This window comes from Paenibacillus sp. NRS-1760 (assembly GCF_050467785.1).
Classification (GTDB): Bacteria; Bacillota; Bacilli; order Paenibacillales; family Paenibacillaceae; genus Pristimantibacillus.
Genome location: NZ_JBITPK010000011.1, coordinates 91,491 through 107,316 on the forward strand (window position 1 = coordinate 91,491; position 15,826 = coordinate 107,316).

Annotated in this window: 17 protein-coding genes; 3 read left to right on the forward strand and 14 right to left on the reverse strand. The window is 44.8% G+C overall.

Going from position 1 to position 15,826, the window contains the following annotated elements:
• Positions 1-13: 13 nt before the first annotated feature.
• The 6 genes from ACIFSR_RS14205 to ald form a co-directional block, all read right to left on the reverse strand.
• Positions 14-172, reverse strand: a complete 159-nt coding sequence (locus tag ACIFSR_RS14205; protein WP_083682665.1) for an aspartyl-phosphate phosphatase Spo0E family protein — start codon at positions 170-172, stop codon at positions 14-16.
• Between the two features lie 109 nt (positions 173-281).
• Positions 282-1,121 carry a purine-nucleoside phosphorylase gene (locus tag ACIFSR_RS14210; RefSeq protein ID WP_076271395.1) on the reverse strand — a complete coding sequence of 280 codons (840 nt, stop codon included), beginning with the start codon at positions 1,119-1,121 and terminating at the stop codon, positions 282-284.
• A gap of 57 nt (positions 1,122-1,178) precedes the next feature.
• Positions 1,179-2,372 (reverse strand): phosphopentomutase, encoded by a 1,194-nt coding sequence (deoB, locus tag ACIFSR_RS14215; RefSeq protein WP_430057915.1) that lies wholly within the window; start codon positions 2,370-2,372, stop codon positions 1,179-1,181.
• Between the two features lie 49 nt (positions 2,373-2,421).
• Entirely contained in the window at positions 2,422-3,312 is an 891-nt protein-coding gene (gene xerD, locus ACIFSR_RS14220; protein ID WP_430058060.1) for a site-specific tyrosine recombinase XerD, read from the reverse strand.
• Between the two features lie 114 nt (positions 3,313-3,426).
• Entirely contained in the window at positions 3,427-3,660 is a 234-nt protein-coding gene (locus ACIFSR_RS14225; protein ID WP_054024318.1) for a DUF4227 family protein, read from the reverse strand.
• Positions 3,661-3,740: 80 nt separating this feature from the next.
• On the reverse strand, positions 3,741-4,886 hold the full coding sequence (gene ald, locus ACIFSR_RS14230; RefSeq protein ID WP_430057916.1) for an alanine dehydrogenase: 1,146 nt from the start codon (positions 4,884-4,886) through the stop codon (positions 3,741-3,743).
• Between the two features lie 556 nt (positions 4,887-5,442).
• Here ald and ACIFSR_RS14235 point away from each other — a divergent pair.
• Positions 5,443-6,288: a S8 family peptidase gene (locus ACIFSR_RS14235; protein ID WP_430057917.1), complete on the forward strand. Its 846-nt coding sequence runs from the start codon at positions 5,443-5,445 to the stop codon at positions 6,286-6,288.
• A gap of 56 nt (positions 6,289-6,344) precedes the next feature.
• Here the strand turns inward: ACIFSR_RS14235 and ACIFSR_RS14240 are convergent, their stop codons facing one another.
• The 3 genes from ACIFSR_RS14240 to ACIFSR_RS14250 form a co-directional block, all read right to left on the reverse strand.
• Positions 6,345-6,818, reverse strand: coding sequence for a Fur family transcriptional regulator (locus ACIFSR_RS14240; RefSeq protein ID WP_339203330.1), 474 nt, complete (start codon positions 6,816-6,818; stop codon positions 6,345-6,347).
• A gap of 92 nt (positions 6,819-6,910) precedes the next feature.
• Positions 6,911-7,531: a stage II sporulation protein M gene (spoIIM, locus tag ACIFSR_RS14245; RefSeq protein WP_339203331.1), complete on the reverse strand. Its 621-nt coding sequence runs from the start codon at positions 7,529-7,531 to the stop codon at positions 6,911-6,913.
• A 1,820-nt stretch (positions 7,532-9,351) separates the two neighbouring features.
• A complete protein-coding gene (locus tag ACIFSR_RS14250) occupies positions 9,352-9,921 on the reverse strand; it encodes an NUDIX hydrolase (protein WP_430058061.1) in 570 nt (189 codons plus the stop codon).
• Between the two features lie 90 nt (positions 9,922-10,011).
• Here ACIFSR_RS14250 and mciZ point away from each other — a divergent pair, with 90 nt between their 5' ends.
• Entirely contained in the window at positions 10,012-10,176 is a 165-nt protein-coding gene (gene mciZ, locus ACIFSR_RS14255; RefSeq protein ID WP_339203333.1) for a Z-ring formation inhibitor MciZ, read from the forward strand.
• Positions 10,177-10,314: 138 nt separating this feature from the next.
• On the opposite strand, the gene ACIFSR_RS14260 is transcribed toward mciZ, so the two are convergent.
• Complete coding sequence (locus ACIFSR_RS14260) at positions 10,315-11,448, reverse strand: M20/M25/M40 family metallo-hydrolase (protein WP_430057918.1); 1,134 nt, start codon at positions 11,446-11,448, stop codon at positions 10,315-10,317.
• Positions 11,449-11,544: 96 nt separating this feature from the next.
• On the opposite strand from ACIFSR_RS14260, the gene prli42 reads away from it, so the two are divergent.
• Positions 11,545-11,646 (forward strand): stressosome-associated protein Prli42, encoded by a 102-nt coding sequence (gene prli42, locus ACIFSR_RS14265; protein WP_161807522.1) that lies wholly within the window; start codon positions 11,545-11,547, stop codon positions 11,644-11,646.
• On the opposite strand, the gene lipB is transcribed toward prli42, so the two are convergent.
• From lipB to ACIFSR_RS14285, 4 genes are all read right to left on the reverse strand, one after another.
• On the reverse strand, positions 11,632-12,339 hold the full coding sequence (gene lipB / locus ACIFSR_RS14270) for a lipoyl(octanoyl) transferase LipB (RefSeq protein WP_430057919.1): 708 nt from the start codon (positions 12,337-12,339) through the stop codon (positions 11,632-11,634). The two genes, prli42 and lipB, sit on opposite strands and share 15 nt — an antisense overlap.
• A 17-nt stretch (positions 12,340-12,356) precedes the next feature.
• Complete coding sequence (locus ACIFSR_RS14275; RefSeq protein ID WP_339203339.1) at positions 12,357-13,682, reverse strand: dihydrolipoamide acetyltransferase family protein; 1,326 nt, start codon at positions 13,680-13,682, stop codon at positions 12,357-12,359.
• Between the two features lie 110 nt (positions 13,683-13,792).
• Positions 13,793-14,776, reverse strand: coding sequence for an alpha-ketoacid dehydrogenase subunit beta (locus ACIFSR_RS14280; protein ID WP_076267031.1), 984 nt, complete (start codon positions 14,774-14,776; stop codon positions 13,793-13,795).
• Positions 14,776-15,810: a thiamine pyrophosphate-dependent dehydrogenase E1 component subunit alpha gene (locus ACIFSR_RS14285; RefSeq protein ID WP_430057921.1), complete on the reverse strand. Its 1,035-nt coding sequence runs from the start codon at positions 15,808-15,810 to the stop codon at positions 14,776-14,778. Before ACIFSR_RS14285 ends, ACIFSR_RS14280 begins: the two co-directional genes overlap by 1 nt.
• Between the last annotated feature and the right edge of the window lie 16 nt (positions 15,811-15,826).

A 15,826-nucleotide genomic window follows, 5' to 3' on the forward strand; every position in this document is an offset into this window, starting at 1 on the left:
CGTTGTTGATCCGTTATAAAGCGCGTCGCTCCCTCTGCACCTGGACAATAATCTCATCTAAAGTCTGGCTTAGTACAAGCACGTCCAAGTGCTGAAGGCTTTCATTCAATAGAGCTGCTTCTATCATTTTTTTACGCAACTGCTCCATCTGCGTGAGAACTTGCTTGTCCATGTCATTGTCCACTCCATCTTTCTTTGGTCATGGACATTATACGACGAAACGTAAAAAAAACACTGTCATATTGAGTCGACGAATATATTACAATTGTGTTACGAATTTGTTACATTTTCGCAATCAATGCATTAACTAGACCCAAAAATTGGGACTTGACACGTTCAGTCGTTTCCATAACTTCTCCATGCGACAGCGGCTGATCCAAAATACCCGCTGCCATATTGCTAATACACGATATTCCGATGACCTCAATCTCTGAATGACGCGCTGCAATAACTTCGGCAACAGTCGACATTCCGACAGCATCAGCTCCAAGAACCCGCAGCATTCGAATTTCTGCTGGTGTCTCATAAGTTGGTCCAAGCAAACCTGCATACACACCTTCACGAAGTGTAAAGCCTTGCTCTTTTGCAATATCTCTTGCAACAGCACGCAGACGCTTGCTGTATGCCTCCGACATATCTGGAAACCTTACGCCAAGCTCGTTGTCGTTTGGTCCGATTAACGGATTTTTGCCAGTCATATTCAAATGGTCTGAAATCAACATTAGGTTGCCTGCTTCATAATCCATATTGACTCCGCCAGCTGCATTGGTAACAAGCAATGTTTTCACACCTAGCGCCTTCATGACACGTACAGGAAATGCCGTTAGTTCCGGACCATAACCTTCATACATATGAAAACGACCGCGCATCAGCAATACCGTTCTGCCCGAAAGTGTACCAATGAGCAGCTCGCCCGCATGTCCTTCAACAGTGGAAATCGGGAAATGAGGAATATCATGATATTGAATCGTAATCGCATTTTCCAAATAGTCTCCAAGCACACCAAGTCCCGAACCCATAATTAAACCAATTTCCGGTCTTTGCTCTGTTTGAGCCTCGATATATTGTGCTGCTTCCTTAATGTTTGCTGCTGTTAGTCCTGCCGAAGTAATTGTTGTCATTCTATTTCCTCCTAAAAGTATGTTCATAAAACGATTTGTACCCAATTGTAAAAATAATTACTTTTGTTCCCGTGTAATAAGCTCAGACAGGAAGCTGGTTCCGTTAGGTGGTGCTGCAACACCAAAATTATCGGCTATTGTTGCTCCAAGATCAGAGAACGTAGAACGTACTTGGAGAGGCCCTGGCTCGTTAAAAGCAGGACTCACGAGCAATATTGGTACGTATTCACGAGTATGGTCTGTACCTGGATGTACGGGATCATTGCCATGGTCCGCAGTCACGATAAGCAAGTCTCGCTCGCCAAGCTGTTTCTCAAGCAAAGGAATTGCTACGTCGAACTCTTCCAAAGCTGAGGCGTAACCAATTGGATCGCGGCGATGGCCATAAAGCGAGTCGAAATCTACAAGGTTCGTGAACAGAAGGCCTTTAAAAGGCTGCTTCAGTTGTTCGATCGTTTTGTCGATGCCGTCCGCATTGCTTTTTGTCGGAGTAGAAGCTGTAATGCCTTCTCCGTCAAAAATATCATTGATTTTCCCAATTGCAATGGAATCGAAACCAGCGTCCTTCAACGCATTCAATACTGTTGGCTGTGGAGGCTTCACCGCGTAATCATGACGATTAGGCGTTCGTTTAAAAGCGCCTGGCTCGCCAATATAAGGTCTTGCGATGACGCGCCCTACTGTGAAGCGCTCGTCCATTGTCAGCTCTCTTGCTATTTCACAAGCGCGGTAGAGCTCCTCCAGCGGAATGATGTCTTCATGCGCAGCAATTTGAAATACACTATCAGCTGATGTATAAACAATCCATGCGCCAGTTTCCATTTGCTCGGCACCCAGTTCATCGAGTATGTCTGTACCGCTTGCTGGTTTGTTTCCAATGACTTTACGGCCTGTTCGCTCCTCGAATGGGGTAAGCAGCTCAGGAGGAAAACCATCCGGAAACGTTTGAAATGGCACTGTCATTTCTAGCCCCATAAGCTCCCAGTGACCAGTCATCGTATCCTTGCCAACGGACACCTCAGCCATTTTACCATAATATGCTGCGGGAGCTTCTGAAGATGGACTCCAATCATGGATGCTAGCTATTCTATCAAGCCCCCATCTTCTAAGATTCGGAAGCTGCGTTGACGGTGCTTTTTCTATGATATGGCCTAGCGTATGTGAGCCAAGATCACCGAATGCCTCAGCATCTGGCAGTTCACCTATTCCAACGCTATCCAAAACGATTACTGTTATTCGATCAAATCTCATATGTATGACTACCTCCTCTGTAATTGGGATTTATCGATGTCGACCTTTGTTAAGCACGCGGATGAGCTCGAGAATAAACTTCTTTCATTCGCTCTTTGGACACTTGGGTATACTTGAGCGTAGATGATATATCCGCATGTCCTAGCAGTTCCTGAACAGAACGAATATCCGCTCCGTTATCGAGTAAATGTGCTGCTACGGAATGTCTAAGCGTATGTGGCGTAATCTCTTCTTCAATCCCAGCTTCCTTCGCGTACTTCTTTATCGTCTTCCAAAATCCTTGTCTTGTCAAACGTGTTCCTAAATGATTTAGAAACAACGCCGATTCAGACGCTCTTTCTGTCAGCAATTCATCACGGCCATATTGCAAATAGTCTACAATTGCCTCGGAAGCTAATTTTCCGAAAGGAACAAGCCGTTCCTTTTGGCCTGTACCCATACATTGAATAAATTCTAGCTGCATATTAACATGCTCAATATTAAGCGAGACAAGCTCTGACACTCTTATTCCTGTTGCATAAATGAGCTCCAGCATGGCTTTGTCACGTTTGCCGGCTGCACTTGAGCAATTCGGCGTCTCAAGAAGCTTATTCGTCACAGAGACGCTTAATATGCTTGGCGGCTTCTTCTCCTGCTTTGGGGCCTCCATATAGATAGACGGATTACTTTGAATAACGTCCTCTGCGAGAAGGAAATGAAAAAATGCTCGTACTGACACGATGTGCCTGGATAACGTAGCGGCTTTCCTGCCCTGTTCCTTCAAGTGGAGCATATACCTCGACATGTGATGCCGCTTCACAGCTGTAAGCTCGATCAAGCCTTGCTGGTCAATATAAGCTATAAACTGATTCAAATCCCGCTCATATGAAGAAAGCGTATTTGCTGACAAACCTCGTTCTACCTGCAAATGTTGAATGTAGCGATTTAAATGAGCCTTCATTGGACTTCCTTTCACATAAGACACCATTCTAACATGCTTTTCTACAAAAATATTCAACATTCGACTCTATTAATCCTGCTTGAGATCGTTTATCTGCACAACCTTAACAATCCTTTACTCCCCATACCAATAAAACCAGCGAAGCCGATCGGCAGCATCTTTACTGTCTGGAGAATTAGGGTCCGTCACAAAAACCTTCATGGCATGCCCTTTAGGCTCACGATAAGGATGGATAGGTGAAATCGCGTCGGCAAGCCAGCGATAGCCCCCTGTGACGACAAAAAGCAAAACTACAAAAACAAAAATAAAGAAAATACGGCTCGTCCATCTCCGTATCGAGAAAACCATGTAAACCAGCCTCCTTCATTAGCCGATACGTTGTCACTTGTCCATCCGTATCACCATATGAGGAGGCAGGTTCTATTATGTCAATCATCCTTCAATTGCTCGTAAGGAACGTTATTCAACAAATTTTCTAATGGCACATAAGGCTGATTGGTCGCTGTAGCAACCGGCTTATACGTTACTTTACCTGCATGAGTATTCACGCCTTTTTGCAGCGGCAAGCTTTTTTGAACAGCGTTCATTCCATTATTCGCCAAATCAAGCGCATAGGAGCTCGTTACGTTCGTTAAAGCGATAGTCGACGTCCGCGGCACTGCGCCTGGTATATTAGCAACGGCATAATGAACGACCCCGTGCTTCATATAGATTGGATCTTTATGCGTTGTCGGCCGGTCTACCGTTGCAATCGATCCGCCTTGGTCGACTGCTACATCGACGATTACTGCACCTTTTTTCATACTTTGCACCATCGGTTCTGTTACCAAATGTGGTGCGCGTGCACCTGGAATAAGAACTGCCCCTATAAGCAAATCTGCTTTAGCAACAGCTTCTGCAATATGATACGGACTCGACATCAGCGTATGAATTCTTCCGCCAAAAATATCATCCAAATATCTCATACGGTCGGCACTTTTCTCCAAAATAACTACATTTGCACCCATTCCCAGCGCAATTTTCGCCGCATTCGTCCCTACGATTCCGCCACCAATAATGACGACCTCTGCCGGTGGAACGCCTGGAACCCCGCCGAGCAGCACCCCTCTTCCACCGTTAAACGCTTCTAAAAACTGCGCACCTACCTGCACTGACATTCTGCCTGCCACTTCACTCATCGGCGTAAGCAGCGGCAGGCTGCCGTTTGCAAGTTGTATCGTCTCATAAGCGATACCAGTCACTCCACTGTCCACGAGCGCTTTCGTTAAGTCAGGGGCTGCGGCCAAATGCAAGTACGTAAACAGCAACAAGCCTTCGCGAAAATAACCGAACTCCTCTGAAAGAGGCTCTTTCACCTTCATAATCATTTCCGCACGCATCCATACCTCTGCTGCGCTCGCAACGATCTCAGCACCTTCACGCTCGTAATCGCTGTCTTCAAAACCACTGCCGCTGCCGGCTCCTGTTTCTACAAGCACTTTATGCCCAGCTCCTGACAACATCGTAACGCCAGCGGGAGTTAAGGCAACACGGTACTCGCTTTGTTTAATTTCTTTTGGTACGCCTACAATCATGCCCATTTCCTCCTTTAAAGCTTTGTGATTGTTGATGCTTAAATAACCGCTTTCTATGTTGTATGAGAGTTCGGCAAGGAATGATCGTCCTTTCCGTGAACTTCACAGCAAAATATATGTAGAACATAAGCTTCATTTCTATACTTTGTTATATTTCGAAAAATATGTGTCAAAGTGACAAGTACCCATACCGAAATACATCCTATCCCATAGACTGAAAAAGGAATTGCTTGATTAGGGGGTTCTAGGTCCATTGTCAAAATTAAAAGGTATATTTAAAAGCTGTATTTCTTGTAAATCGTCTCAAAACACCAATCGGAAACTAATAACACTCCAATCAGCTAAATCCTATAAACGCTGTCTTCGGCACCTCAAACAACTCGGAATTACCCCGTTCAAAACCGTCTCAAGAAGCCGAATCATCGGTTGTCATTTTCATAAAAACTCGTCTTTACAGTCACTCTTGAATCTTCCGCAAGTTAAGCTTGTCGAAAAAGATTTCAAAATCCGCGCTCATGGCCTTCAGAATAATAATACTAGGAAACACAGCTATGCAATGCCCCTGCTCACGCCAGCTACAATACCCGCAATTTTGCCATGGAATGTTATTCGAGTAAAAGCACCTGAAGCATGGGCTAGAACACGGGGAAAATCCATTAATGTCGCTATCCTCGACACAGGAATCGCCAATCATCCCGACTTGAATATCGCTGGCGGGATTAACACAATCAACGGCGGTTCTTACGCTGACGATAATGGTCATGGCACCCATGTCGCAGGCATCGTCGCAGCAGCGGGTAGAGCAGGCAAATCATTGGGTACCGCTCCTGAGGTGAATTTATATGCAGTTAAAGCGCTGAATGAGGACGGAGAAGGATTTGTTTCGGATATTATTGAGGGAATCAATTGGTGTGTCAAAAATCGCATGAATGTCATAAATATGAGCTTTGGCGTGCTCGGCTCAGGAAGCAGCGATACGCTGCATAACGCGATAAAACGTGCAGCAAAGCAAGGTATCCTAATTGTTGCATCAGCCGGCAATGAAGGTCGTTCAAGCGGAGTAATCGACGAACCAGCTTCTTTTAAAGAGACAATAGCGGTAGCGGCTACGACAATAACAAATAAAATAGCTACTTTCAGCAGCAGAGGCAGCGGGATCTCCGTTTCAGCCCCCGGCGAAAACATATTATCCACATGGCTTGGCGGCAAATACGAGAAGCTCTCCGGCACTAGTATGGCTTCACCTCATGTTGCAGGCGGAGCAGCCTTGCTGCTTGCAGGAAAACCTGGAATTAGTCCCTACGCGGTAAAAACAAGGCTGCAAAAAAAAGCGCTGAAGCTGAACAATTATAGTTCGCTTGCACAAGGTGCTGGATTAATGCAGCTTGATCATATTTTTTAAGCATAATAGAATGCCAAAACGGCTTGCCGTCCAGTTATGCTGGGCAGCCAAGCCGTTTATGATTGATTCTCATTTGGGTTTGCAAGGTCGTTTTTCTCTTTGCATCGATGACATATGCCTTGAAAATCAAGGCGATGATCGAGCACAAAAAATCCGTATTCCTGCTCTAGCCTCTCTTCTAAAGGCAAAAGCCAGTCTTCCTTGATTTCATCCATAGTTCCACATTGTACACATATGAGGTGATGGTGGTGATGTTTATTGCTGTCCGTACGAAGATCGTACCGCGCTACCCCGTCGCCAAAATTCAATTTTTCGACAACATGCATTTCACTAAGCAATTCCAATGTCCGATAAACCGTTGCAAGTCCGATTTCTGGAGCTTTATCCTTAACTAGCATAAATACATCTTCAGCGCTAAGATGGTCATCTTCATTTTCAAGTAAAACTCGTACCGTTGCTTCGCGCTGCGGGGTTAATTTGTAGCCCTGCGACTGCAACTGTTGTTTAATCTTATCAATCCGGGCTTCCATGATTTCCCCCCTACCACATGACTGCGCCTTTTTCAGGAAAGGTTTCCTCTCATTATAGGGGCTAACATGCCGTAAAGTCAAACATTTTGGTGTCAGATTGTGGCGCTAACGGACGCGAGAAGGGGCGAAACCCAACTGATTAATGTTGGTGAAATATACGCCTCTAACAATGCTGCTCCTGCAAAAAGAAATAGCATCAGCACGGCTGTTGATGTAAACGAGCCCAACTCAGGCGCAAGTTCCCCCTTTTGCCGGAGGAGCCTATTTTTGATAACGAACATGGAGAAGGATATTGCAGCAGCACTCATGATAACCATTGCCGGTATTGCAATAATATTCTGAGGCGCGATGGAGACCAGCGAGAACAGTACTCCCTTCCATGCATATTGATTGATCAGCGTCCCTACCGAAAAGCCAACTAATGCCCCTTTCAAGAAATTAAGCGCGAGCACTCCCGGTATGCCAATCACCGTAATTCCGAGCAGCCATAGTACAAGCAGCCACTTGCTATGGAAAAAAAACCGATCCCAAAACGAATCCGCAGCTCCAGAACCGATGCCCTGATTGATCAGTTGAACATATTGATCTACATCTTGAGCTAGATCCTGCTGCTGCTCCAGCGTCAGTGCATTGACCATCAATGCGCCGAAGATGACACCTACGATAAAAAGAACCGACACAAAAACGTATAACGACAATTGATTTTTAGCCATGGTCACCGGACCTTTCGGAGTTGTTTGACCCCGCCCTAAAATTAGGGCCTTACTTTTAGATAAACTGCACCTATAGATAGGACACATCTTACAGTTAGTCTACAACCTTGATAAAGGACACTACCTACATTACGGACTTCTAACACACTACATAAAGGCTTTTCGAACCCACCCAAACCCTCCCTTCCAAGGGAGGGTCCCAAGGGTTGCACCCTCTGGACACCCGCAACTCAACTAACGTTGGCGACTACTCTGTGTGGATATGCTTGGCTTACTGTGGAGCGCTTTCGTCCCTGCGGGACACGCTGGAAGCTTGTGATTTCATTGCATGCTGCTCAATTCTCGTTTTGAACTATTTCAAAGCTTTTAAAGCCTTCTAACATTTTTAAATCCTTTTAAATCAAGTTAAAGAATAGCAGTAATGACTTTTTAGCATCGGCTTCTTAAGTTAAAAGCTTTTCGAACCCACCCAAACCTTCCCTTCCAAGGGAGGGCCCTAAGGGTTGCACACTCTGGACACCCGCAACTCGACTAACGTTGGCGATACTCTGTGCGGACATGCTTGGCTTACTGCGGAGCGCTTTCGTCCCTGTGGGACACGAAAGCTTGTTCTTGTGATTGCATGCTACTAAATTCTCGTTTTGAGCTACTTCAAAGCTTTTAAACCTTTAAAAAGATTAGTGGCAATGATTTGTCACTTAGTTTTTTATTTAGACTTTAGTCAGAACCCTTACAAACACACCCTTTCAGGGAGAGCCTCAAGCTGCTCCCGCAGGACACCAGTAACTCGACAAACGTTGGCGGTACTCTGTGATGGAACATATGGTTTAAGGTGGAGCGCTTTCGTCCTTACTAGACACACTTGGAGATTGTCAGTTTCATTAGTTAGTTATTTAGTTTAGTTACAAACATATAGCCATATAGTAGAAAATTTAAAGGAATTCCAAGATTATTGAAAACCAAGATTCAATTTTTGGATTTTTTTTATAATTTGCACTGATTATAACTATATAAATTTATGCTTCTAAAAATTAGATCGATCAATGAATAGATTAGTTTAAAACAATAAAAATCCACCGCTCTAGATGCTAACGGACATAAAATACCTTATTAAGCTATTTTCCACCTTTTTTCCGATCTTACGGACATAGGATCTCTTATTTAGGTTTGAAAGCTTCGATTATGCTCCTTTTCATCCAAATAACGGAACTCATGTCCGTTAGTAATCTGTTTTGGTCGATTTCTTCTCAAATAACGGCTTTCATGTCCGTTAAGAGCGCATTTCACGACGCAAAAGCTACCTTGATATGCACAATTAATCTTGTAAGGCTAAATACGAGATGTACGTCTCCAAAAGTAAGAGAACCACCGCAAACCAAAAAATTAACACTAAAAACAAATATAAGAGCTGTTAAATACAAAAAAAAACAATAAGCCAAAATTAGAAATATACAGCTTACGGTTCTAGAGTTCTGTTGTTCTATGGTTCTTGAGTTCTTGAGTTCTTGAGTTCTTGAGTTCTTGAGTTCTTGAGTTCTTGAGTTCTACAGTTTCACAGTGTTACAGAGTTACAGAGTTACAGAGTTACAGAGTTACAATTGTGCAAATTTACAGATTTAAAGATCTAAAGTTCTACAGATCTACTGTCCCAAAATTCCAGTGAATCACTGCTCTTTAGCTCTACATCTCTACAGTTACACAACTCTACATTCCTATAAATTTAAAAAAATCACTAAATTACCCAAGGGGTTGTCTTACTTTTCATTATATGAGGGGTTTGAGAGAGGTATGACGGGTATGTTGTGGGAAGACAGGGTCGGTTAGAACCGACCTGTCAAAGTGTATAGTTTCCAAGCGTAGACGGCTAGGATCGTTTTGGCGTCGCTAATACGGCCTTCTTGGATATAGGCTTCAGCTTGCTCGAGAGTGATGGCTTCAACCTTCAAGTCTTCATCGTCGTCCGGGTTTATTACGCCCTGCTCCACTTTATCAGTGAAATAAATATATAGCTTCTCATCTGCAAACCCTGGTGATGTATAGAAAGCGCTTAGGAGAGTCAAATCATCAGAGCGGTAACCCGTCTCTTCTTCAAGCTCACGAGCTGCTGCTGTCATCGGGTCTTCGCCTGGATCAAGCTTGCCAGCAGGAATCTCGATTTGGAATTTTTCCAGCGGCTTGCGAAATTGCTCCACTACAAGCAGCTTTCCATCCAAAAGCGCCATAACTGCTGCTGCTCCCGGGTGTTTGACGATTTCTCTAGTTGCGGTTCTGCCGTCTGCAAGTGTGACGGTATCAACCTGCAGCGTAATCATTTTACCTTCAAAAATAGGTTCTGTCTTAATCGTTTCCTCACGCCACAACTCAGCTCTTTGCTGCTCTTCCACTCGTATTCGCTCCTTAAAATTGAATTTGATTCTTTCGCATAACTTGTCCTGCCTCTGCATAACTATCATTATATCAAATCGACAGGGGAGATTAATATGAAACAATATGTTGCACTCAATCACTTACGCTTAGTAGGAAAAGGCTGGGAAATAAAACATCAGCTGCGCAAGCTTTCTGCTTCATCCTTATCAAGAACACCAATGTCCGAATATACAAATGTCATCAGCGTACGCCGTGTTCCTTTGGAAAAAACGAATTAATCATGTCACGGACGCATGCATTTAGACAAAAACCCTCCTTCCGCGATCAGCCAAAACTGAGCCGCAGGATCGAAGGGCTTTCTGTCATTTTACGGCAAGGCCAATCGAAGCTATCGCTTCTTAAGACCTCTGCTAATTCTATTTTGCTTCAGACGCTTGTTTAATAATTTCAACGACAAGCTCAGTCGTTTTCACCAAATCATCAACCTTGATCTGTTCTTTAGTCGTATGAATATGCTCATAGCCAACAGCTAGATTGACTGTAGGAATGCCTAAGCCGTTAAAAATATTTGCATCGCTTCCCCCGCCAGAATGGAATGTACGCGGCGTACGGCCGATTGCTGTGATTGCTTTTTTGGCGAGCTGTACTACTGGATCTTCATCATCGTATTGATAAGCAGGGTAAATGATTTCACTTTCGAGCTCTCCCCGTGCACCAAACTCTTCTGCAGCACTCTCAACCGCTTTTCGCATCGCAACAATCTGATTGTCCAGCTTATGCTGTACAATGCTTCTCGCCTCAGCATACAGCGTCACAAAATCACACACAATATTTGTAGCGCCGCCGCCTTCGAATCGGCCGATATTCGCCGTTGTTTCTTTATCTATACGTCCAAGCGGCATTCTTGCAATTGCTTTTGCAGCAACTTGAATGGCACTGATCCCATCCTCAGGATTAACGCCAGCATGTGCTGAACGACCATACATTTTGATCGTAACTTTCGCCTGTGTCGGCGCTGCTACTGCTATATCACCAACTGCGCCATTCGAATCAAGCGCATATCCAAACTTAGCTTCCAGCTTCGATGCATCAAGTGAGCGTGCGCCAAGTAGACCTGATTCTTCTCCTACCGTAATGACGAATTGAATACGCCCATGTGGAATGGACTGCTCCTTAACAACACGGATTGCTTCAAAAATGGCAGAAATGCCTGCTTTATCATCAGCGCCAAGAATCGTTGTTCCATCACTTCTTATATAACCATCAGCGTCAAGCTGCGGCTTGATGCCAACACCAGGTGTTACTGTGTCCATATGGCATGTAAAAAAAATCGTTGGTGCTGATGCTGATGATCCCTCTGCTTCCCATATTGCAAATAGATTCCCTGCGCCATGCCCGGTCTTAGCTGCTGCATCATCTTCGCTAATTTGCAAGCCAAGCGCTTCGAACTTTTGCTTTAGCACACGGCTTATTTCCTGCTCGTGTTTTGTTTCGCTATCTATCTTCACCAATTCCATAAATTCATTCACTAAACGATCTTTTGTAATCATTAACGTTTCCTCCGTCCATAACTTTCGTATACAATAGAGTAAATGACAAGCTCATAGCAAGCTATGACGTTCCAAATCAAGAAAGGGGTTTTTCATATGCGCAGACAGCGATTGATTCGAATTGTTGCCATCGTTCTCGTATCGGCATTAGTTTTATCATCCTTGCTAGCTGGTCTTGGATCACTATTTCTTTACTAGATCCAATTCACATCTGAATTCTTTCACAAAATGAGGGAGCAATTGGTTCGCCGCTTCCTCAACCGATAAATAAAGCCCTGTTAAATCATTAAAGGATGTTACGCCGAACTGCTGGATACCACAAGGAATAATCCCACTAAATCCTTCTTCGGCAATGCCAGATTTAATATTAAGAGCGAATCCATGACTCGTAATAAAGCCCCGCTGATGGCGGGCTTTATTAAATTTTACGCCTATGGCCGCTATTTTCAGATCACCGACCCATACTCCTGTATATTCCGGCTTTCTGCCCGCTTCTATACCATACTCGCTCAGCCAATTAATAATGACCTGCTCAAGGCTCCGCAAATAGGCATGCAAATTAAGACCTACTGCATCTAGATAAAGAAGTGGATAGCCGACTAGCTGGCCAGGGCCATGATAAGTAATATCCCCGCCGCGGTCGATTTGATAAAAAGCGATACCTCGTTCCTTAAGCTCTGCCTCATCTAGCAGAAGGTGCTCAGGATGTTTGTCAGAACCCATCGTATACGTAGGCGGATGCTGAAGAAGGAGCAGCGACTGATTGCGCTCCTCCTTATCAATTTGCTTTATATATGTTTTTTGCAGCTCCCACGCTTCCGCGTAATCGAGCATGCCTATATATTGGGCATCCAGCCGTCTCAAGCTTTTTGCGTTATCCGCTTCAGCCATGATCGTGCTCCCCTTTTCTAATACAATTTGCTTTCTAGATTAAAGCTCTCTAGATTATCCTTCACACGCTGTAAGAAACGACCACAAATAACGCCGTCCAAAATCCGATGATCAAGTGACAAACATAAGTTAGCCATTGAACGAACAGCGATCATATCATTTATGACAACGGGACGCTTCACAATGGATTCAAACGTTAGAATGGCAGCCTGCGGATAGTTAATAATCGGATATGACAAAATGGAACCGAAGGAACCTGTATTGTTAACAGTAAACGTTCCGCCCTGCATATCAGACAGCGTCAGTTTACCTTCTCTCGTTTTACGAGCAAGCTCTTCAATTTCTTTGGCAAGACCGGCTACGTTTTTGTGATCAGCATTCTTGATAACAGGTGTAAGGACAGAATCCTCTGTACCAACCGCCAGCGCGATGTTGATATCCCGCTTCACAATGATTTTATCAACAGCCCACATGGAATTCATGATTGGCACATCTTTTATTGCATTAACGACAGCTTTGAGCAGGAATGCCAAATACGTCAAATTAATGCCTTCGCGCTTCATGAAATCATCCTTAAGCTTATTGCGCAGAAGAACAAGATTCGTTACATCTACTTCAATCATAGTCCATGCATGCGGTATTTCACTTACGCTTTGTCTCATGTTGCGAGCAATCGTATTCCGAATTGGCGTTACATCAATGAAGCTATCACCACGACCAGCTCCCGATGCTCCTTCCACTTCGATTTTTGGAAACCTAGGCGTTTCCGTCAAATGCAGACCAGAAGAACGAACCTGCGCAGCAGCATCTACAGTTCGGGCTGCAGGAACAGCAGCATTCCCGCTAGAAGCTTGATTTCCTCCACCAGCTGCTACATAGGCAAGAACGTCTTTACGTGTGATACGTCCGCCTAAGCCGGTTCCTGGAACATCGGTAAGACGAATGGAGTGTTCAGCCGCCAGCTGCTGTACAGCCGGTGAGAAACGATTGCGCATTGGAGCGTCTTGCAAATCTATTTCACTTACTTGTGTAGCAGTTGCCTCTCTTGGTGCAGCCGTCTGGGATTCCGCAGCCCCGATTCCGGCATCCTCAGCAGAACCTTCTGTTTCAATTATGCAGATTGGAGTGCCGACTGGAACGGTCTCCCCCTTGCCAACAAGGATACGAACAAGCTTGCCGGCTACAGTGGAAGGCAGTTCTGCATTCACTTTATCTGTAATAATCTCGCAGACAGGCTCGTAAACATCAACCCAATCGCCAGGCTGCTTCAGCCATTTATCGATGGTAGCTGATACAAGTGATTCTGCTAGTTGAGGCACGACGATTTCCGTCATAGTTTTCATAATTCACATCTCCCTACTGGCCGAGGCGTAAACGGCTACCGCCGTCCTTCGGCGGCGCAGCATACGTTTCGCGGTGACATATAAGCTTAGTACTTTAGACTTCTTATATTTTAATAAAGCGCTAGCTGTCGCATTGCTTCTTTAACTTTATCTTTGTTGAGCATAAAAAACTTCTCGCCCGGCGGGTTGATAGGCATCGCTGGCACGTCTGGTCCACAAAGTCTCATAATCGGAGCATCAAGCTCATAAAGCAGCTCTTCTGCGATGATCGCTGAAACCTCAGCACCTACACCGCCAGTCTTATTGTCCTCATGGATAATAAGCACCTTGCCTGTTTTTCTCACCGCTTCAAGAATGCCTTCTTTGTCCAGAGGCTGAAGCGTCCGTAGATCGAGAATATGAGCGCTAATGCCCTCAGTCGCTAGATCTGCTGCCGCCTGCTCGACAAAATGAAGAGGCAGACTATAACCGATAACCGTAATGTCATCGCCTTCGCGAAGAACATTCGCTTTGCCAATAGGAACAATATAGTCCTCTTCTGGAACTTCATCCATAATGAGCTTGTAGCATTTTTTATTCTCAAAAAACAATACAGGGTCCGGATCACGCACAGCTGCTTTTAGAAGCCCTTTCGCATCGTATGCACGGTATGGAGCAACAATTTTCAGACCAGGTGTACCGAAAAATACCGACTCCGTACATTGTGAATGGTACAGTCCTCCAAAAACACCGCCGCCAATAGGAGCGCGAATTACGAGCGGGCAAGTCCAATCATTGTTCGAGCGATAACGGATTTTGGCCGCTTCGCTAATAATTTGATTGGTAGCCGGAAACATAAAATCTGAATACTGCATTTCAGCAATGGGCTTCATGCCATACATCGCTGCGCCGATTGCAACACCTGCAATGGCTGACTCTGCAAGCGGAGTATCAAGTACACGATCCTCGCCAAATTGCTCCAACAATCCTTTGGTCGTTGTAAAGACGCCGCCTTTGAGACCAACATCCTCACCCAGAACGAAGACATCTTCGTCTCGTTCCATTTCTTCCTTCATCCCTTGGCGAATTGCATCAATATATTCAATAACTGCCATTATTCCGTACCTCCTTGATCAGCATCATCCGCATACACGTGCAGCAATGTAGATTCCGGCGTCGGGAACGGCGCTTTATCGCCATATTCAGTAGCCTCGTCAAGCATCTTGCGAATTTTGGCTTGAAGCTCAGTTTCAAGCTCCTCGGACCATATCTCGCAATCAATCAGATATTGCTTATATTTTGGGATGCCATCTTTCGCACGGTTGGAATCAACTTCTTCCTTCGTACGATAAGCGAGATCGTTATCTGAAGTAGAGTGTGGTGAAATACGGTACATCATTGCTTCAATCAAGGTTGGACCTTCGCCTGCAATTGCGCGCTCACGCGCCTCTTTCACAACACGGTACATCTCAAGTGCATCGTTACCGTCAACCTGATATCCAGGGAAGCCATAACCAAGTGCACGATCGGCAACTGTACCTGCTAATTGCTTGTGAATCGGAACTGAGATTGCATATTGGTTATTTTCGCACATGAAAATAACAGGCAGCTTATGTACTCCAGCAAAGTTGCAGCCCTCATGGAAATCGCCTTGATTGCTCGAACCTTCACCAAATGTAACAAAGCTAACAAGAGGCTTGTTTTTCATTTTTGCCGCAAGTGCTATGCCTACTGCATGAGGAACCTGCGTTGTTACTGGACTTGAGCCCGTGACGATTCGCAGCTTCTTCGAGCCAAAGTGGCCAGGCATCTGGCGTCCGCCGCTATTTGGATCTTCCGCTTTGGCGAAAACCGACAGCAACAAATCACGCAGTGTCATACCAACAGAGAGCACGAAGCCATAGTCCCGATAATAAGGTAAAAAATAATCTGTTTCTCGATTAAGTGCATACGCCGCAGCAACCTGTGCTACCTCTTGTCCTACACCTGATACGTGAAAATTGATTTTCCCTGCACGCTGCAGCAGCAGCATACGCTCATCAAATTTGCGAGCAGTCACCATCGTTGCGTACATATCAATTGCTTGCTCATCGCTAAGCCCTAATTCCAAATGACGAACATTTTGCCCAGTAGAAGCAGATTGGGTCATAAGGTGTTCCTCCTTT